The sequence below is a fragment of the Pseudomonas fluorescens genome (genome assembly GCF_001902145.1).
GTDB classification, from domain to species: Bacteria; Pseudomonadota; Gammaproteobacteria; order Pseudomonadales; family Pseudomonadaceae; genus Aquipseudomonas; species Aquipseudomonas fluorescens_BV.
The window spans coordinates 1-3,107 of record NZ_MRST01000005.1 but is presented as its reverse complement, the minus strand read 5'-3'; the positions used below and the strand labels follow the sequence as shown (position 1 = coordinate 3,107).

3 protein-coding genes are annotated in these 3,107 nt (G+C 60.0%); 1 reads left to right on the top strand and 2 read right to left on the bottom strand.

All coding sequences use genetic code 11. From position 1 onward, the window contains the following. Positions 1 to 343: 343 nt before the first annotated feature. Together ycaC and BUE92_RS00040 are read right to left on the bottom strand one after the other, a co-directional pair. Complete coding sequence (ycaC, locus tag BUE92_RS00045) at positions 344 to 970, bottom strand: isochorismate family cysteine hydrolase YcaC (protein ID WP_003191542.1); 627 nt, start codon at positions 968 to 970, stop codon at positions 344 to 346. A gap of 63 nt (positions 971 to 1,033) precedes the next feature. Then, complete coding sequence (locus BUE92_RS00040; protein ID WP_073521435.1) at positions 1,034 to 1,723, bottom strand: isochorismatase family protein; 690 nt, start codon at positions 1,721 to 1,723, stop codon at positions 1,034 to 1,036. Between the two features lie 338 nt (positions 1,724 to 2,061). Here BUE92_RS00040 and BUE92_RS00035 point away from each other — a divergent pair, with 338 nt between their 5' ends. Further along, on the top strand, positions 2,062 to 2,958 hold the full coding sequence (locus BUE92_RS00035) for a LysR family transcriptional regulator (protein ID WP_073521434.1): 897 nt from the start codon (positions 2,062 to 2,064) through the stop codon (positions 2,956 to 2,958). Positions 2,959 to 3,107: the final 149 nt, after the last annotated feature.

Genomic DNA, 3,107 nt, shown 5'->3' with positions numbered 1-3,107 from the left:
GGTCAGGCGAGACACGCAACTGGAACCCTATCGGGACGGTGTATCTGAACCCTGAAAGGGAGCTGACCGTGGTAATAAAAGTCGCGTAGCACGACGGTGGACGCGACAACTAACTTGAAAAACGCCGCGCTTCGCATCGTGGTTACCGTCGGCGGCTACAGCCTAAAAGTTGTGTAGATACCTATGCTCATCGCAGGCAAGCCGGCTCCCACACTTGGACCTCGGGGTGTCAGGGAAATAGGCGTCGGTTGTCAGGCCTTCGCGGGAGCAAGCTCCCTCGCCACAGATCCAGCGTCGCATCGAATCTGTATACACCCAGATCGCCAGCAGCCCCCCATCAGACTTACTTGCCTTCAGTCAACGCGTTGTAGCTGGTGAACAGGTTGCGGTAGTCCGGAATGTGGTTGGAGAACAACGTCCCCAAGCCCTCGATGTCGTTGCGCCAGTCGCGGTGCAGCTCACAGGCCAGGCCAAACCAGGTCATCAGTTGCGCGCCGTTGGCCGACATGCGGGCCCAGGCCGATTGCTGGGTCAGTTCGTTGAAAGTGCCGGAGGCGTCGGTGACCACAAACACTTCAAAGCCTTCGGCCAGGGCCGAAAGCGCCGGGAACGCCACGCACACTTCGGTCACGACGCCGGCAATGATCAATTGCTTCTTGCCGGTGGCTTTGATGGCCTTGACGAAGTCTTCGTTGTCCCATGCATTGATCTGGCCTGGGCGTGCAATGTACGGCGCATCCGGAAACAGTGCCTTGAGCTCGGGCACCAGCGGGCCGTTGGGGCCGGTTTCGAAACTGGTGGTCAGGATGGTCGGCAACTTGAAGTACTTGGCCAGGTCAGCCAGGGCCAGCACGTTGTTCTTGAATTTGTCCGGGTCGATGTCACGGACCAATGACAGCAAGCCGGCCTGATGATCGACCAACAGCACTGCAGCGTTGTCTTTGTCCAGGCGAACGTAAGGTGTAGACATCATCATTACTCCTGATAAGAAGGTGCATCCTGAAATAGACGCACCTCAAAGTGCCAACCGGGTTTACTTGCGCTGTGAGTCTAGTTCTTCGTGGTTGTTTGCCACTTCCTGGGCCTTTATGTAGCTCTCGATCAGAAGCTGGTAGTGCGGCATGGCCTGGGTATAAACGTTGGCCCACTCCTGGGCATCCGGGCGATTCCAGGAGCCTTGCAACTCCGACAGCGTGCCCATGATGTCGATCGGCACCACGCCGGCCTGGGCCAGCCGTGCGACGGTCAGGTCGGTGGCCAGCCTGGAATGGTTGCCCGAGGCATCGACCACCGCGAATACCTTGTAGCCTTCATGCACCGCCGCAATGGATGGGAACGCCAGGCACACGCTGGTCAGGGTGCCGGCGATCACCAGGGTCTTCTTGCCGGTGGCTTTGACGGCGGCATGGAACTCGGGGTTGTCCCACGCGTTGATTTCGCCACGACGGGCCACGTACTGGGCGTGCGGCGCGGCTTCGTGGATTTGCGGGATCAACGGGCCGTTGGGGCCTTGCGGCACCGAAGCGGTGGTGATGACCGGTATTTTCAGCAGGGTCGCGGCCTTGGCCAGCGCGATGGCGTTGGCGCGCAATTGAGGAACATCAATGTCCTTGACGATCTGGAACAGACCGCTCTGGTGGTCGATCAGCAACATGGCGGTGTCAGCGGGGTCAATCGTCGGCTTTTGACCATCGAAGTTTGCAGCGTTACCTGAAGCAGTCATTTGCATTTCCTCTTGCTTGGCGATACCTCCCTGGCGTGTGCGCCGGAACTGCGCCCGGCCATGCCTGCACTTCCTGTACAGACACGCTTGGGCAGCGACCTGGACGTGTGTCAGCAGGCCCACCCAAAAAAACAGTGGAACCACCTTAATCATCGCGTTCGGGGTTAGGTAGTGGCTGAAACGGGCCGCTCTATCCCAGAAATGGAACGATGCAACCGCGCTGTGGCAACGGCGCTTGGACGTGCCGGTCGTTACAATGCGATCATCGGCCCTACCCCGAGGATTTCAGGCACTTGCGCCAATCATGACCGTTCACTTATTTCCAGGCAGGTGCCTTCATGGACATCAAGCAACTTAAATTCCTGATCGCGCTGGAGCAGACCCGCCATTTCGGCCAGGCCGCCGCCCGCTGCAACATCACCCAGCCCACCCTGTCGATGCGCCTGCGCAACCTGGAGGAGGAACTGGGTCTGGAGCTGGTGACCCGCGGCCAACGCTTCGAAGGCTTCACCCAGGCCGGCGAACGTGTGCTGGCCTGGGCCAGGACCCTGCTCGCCGCCCACGACGGCCTGTTCGCCGAAGCCGCTGCGTGCCGCGGCCAGTTGGTCGGTAACCTGCGCCTGGGCCTGGTGCCCCTGAGCGGCTTCAACCCCATCAGTTTCATTCAGGGCTTGTCCCACAGTTTCCCGGAGCTCAAGTTCAGCCTCACCTCCATGAGTTCGGACAAAATCATCGAAGCCTTGGGCACCAACCAACTGGACCTGGGCGTGTGCTACCTGGACCATGTCAGCCCCAACTACCTGGAGTTTTTCGAGCTGGGCGAAACCCGTGTCGGCCTGCTGTACGACACCCGCCACTTCCACTTCGAAGGCACACAGATGAGCTGGGAAGAGGCCGCCCAACTGCCCCTGGGGATGATCAGCAATGGCATGCACTACCGAAAATCCATCGACTTGAGTTTCCGCAGCCGCGGTCTCGATCCCCAGCCGATTCTGGAAAGCGACTCCACCTATCAACTGTTCCAGGCCATTCACGAAGGGTTCTGCTGCGCGATCATGCCGTTGGACAGCGGTCTGGAAAACCCCATCGAAAACCTCGCATTTATCCACCTGCCAGACGCCAGCGTCCTTGCGCCCCTGGGCATGGTGATGCGCAAGACCGAACCGCGCTCGGTCATCGCAGAGAAGTGTTTTGCCGAGGCCAGGCAGTTGTTTGCACCCAACACCCAGGCTTAGTGGGCCTGGGTGTGTAGCGCGTATCGGCATAGGGGGCGGCCTTCACAGGCCGCTCCCCTGCCACACCACCCGGCATGCGGGTCCGCACCGGGCGGTTCGAGAGATTGAGGTTATGAGAGACGTACTAATCCCAGCCTGTCGAACCACGC

Excerpts from the sequence above, each read along its gene's own strand:
- BUE92_RS00035 (WP_073521434.1), top strand. The coding sequence starts at position 2,062 with ATGGACATCAAGCAACTTAAATTCCTGATCGCGCTGGAGCAGACCCGC.
- BUE92_RS00040 (WP_073521435.1), bottom strand. The coding sequence starts at position 1,723 with ATGACTGCTTCAGGTAACGCTGCAAACTTCGATGGTCAAAAGCCGACG.
- ycaC (WP_003191542.1), bottom strand. The coding sequence starts at position 970 with ATGTCTACACCTTACGTTCGCCTGGACAAAGACAACGCTGCAGTGCTG.